This window comes from Adlercreutzia sp. ZJ242 (assembly GCF_011038995.1).
Classification (GTDB): domain Bacteria; phylum Actinomycetota; class Coriobacteriia; order Coriobacteriales; family Eggerthellaceae; genus CAAEEV01.
Map to the genome: position 1 here is coordinate 1 of NZ_JAAKEE010000010.1, position 1233 is coordinate 1233.

Here is a 1233-nt window from a genome sequence, read left to right on the forward strand (position 1 = left end):
ACAGCGACGTCGCTGCGCAAAACCCCTGACAGCATAGCTACACCCTGCTCGTTGTAGACGTAGGGGAGTTTTCTTCTGCCGCCGTGTTCTCCAGTGAAACTTGAAATGCCAAATTGGCATTTCAAGTTGTCGTACTCTTCGCGTGTTAGCTGAAACCTGAAATCTTCGGGAAAGCGATCTTCGTTGCGCTTGGCGGCACGGTTGAGCGCCCCCGTTTCCACCCCATAGAGCATCGCGAGGTCACTGTCCAGCATGACCTGCATCCCGCGAACCATATATATGAGATCGCGTATGGCCGGCTCGTTCGCGGGGACGATGGCGACTGACGTGTCTTCTTCCGCCTCCGCGGGCCCGGCGGATAGGGCCTTCCCTTCTCTTTCCATAGCTTCCGCCCCTTCACTAGGAATTTGGTGAGGTGAATTATAGCAAGCGGGAAATGGCTTTTGGGCAGAGCCGAGACGAGGACCAAGCAGAGGTTCGTCGACGTCGGTTTTCCGCAGTTATTACGAGCTTAATAATTCATTCGAATACGTCTGATATTATTGCGCTCATAATAACGAGCAGTAAGGAACATCATGGGCATCCAATCGGCAAAGGAACTCGGAGCGGCCATTCGCACTCGCCGGCAGAAGCTCGGCTATACGCAAAGCCAACTCGCCGACGCCTCTGGAGCGAGCCTCATGTTCGTATCTCAATTGGAGAACGGCAAGGAGACCGTCCAGCTTGGAAAAGCCCTTCGCGTTGCCAACATGGTCGGAATCGACGTCAATCTTTCAGAGCGAGGTAACTGATGAGACTTTCGATTTCGGGGGAGATAGACGGCGAGCGCATCCCCGTAGGCACCAACAAAGTTGATGATGTCTCATGAGATGACTTCATGATGCTCGCCAAGGAGCTGTCCGTGTCGAGACGGAGGATGATGCGCCTTGTCGACGAATGCTGCGAAGGCATAGCTCAGGCGAAGGATGCCTCGCTGAATGGTCTTGAGGCCACGCTGAATCGCCCGCTCGGAAAGCTGCGCGAGATAAGCCAATTTGCCCAAAAGCAGATTGACAGACTGGGCGTTTAGCTTGACAGCAGCTGCCTCTCAGGCAGACAGGCTTGTTGGCCCCTACCTCTCGAGGCGCGAGAGCACGGCGCGCACGGACTCGCCGTCCTCGATGCGGGTGATGGCGAAGCTCTTCTTCCCGGCGTCCTTGAGGGAGGCGCCGACGAAGTAGCCTTGCGTGCCGT

General features: G+C 56.0%; 3 protein-coding genes. 2 read left to right on the forward strand and 1 reads right to left on the reverse strand.

Annotation, left to right across the window (positions count from 1 at the left end; translation table 11 throughout):
* Positions 1-383 (reverse strand): ORF6N domain-containing protein (locus G7Y49_RS04140; protein ID WP_165171426.1); only part of this gene is annotated, 383 nt, incomplete at its 3' end.
* A gap of 192 nt (positions 384-575) precedes the next feature.
* Here G7Y49_RS04140 and G7Y49_RS04145 point away from each other — a divergent pair.
* Positions 576-791, forward strand: coding sequence for a helix-turn-helix domain-containing protein (locus tag G7Y49_RS04145; protein WP_165171428.1), 216 nt, complete (start codon positions 576-578; stop codon positions 789-791).
* Between the two features lie 86 nt (positions 792-877).
* Complete coding sequence (locus G7Y49_RS04150; protein ID WP_165171430.1) at positions 878-1069, forward strand: hypothetical protein; 192 nt, start codon at positions 878-880, stop codon at positions 1067-1069.
* Positions 1070-1233: the final 164 nt, after the last annotated feature.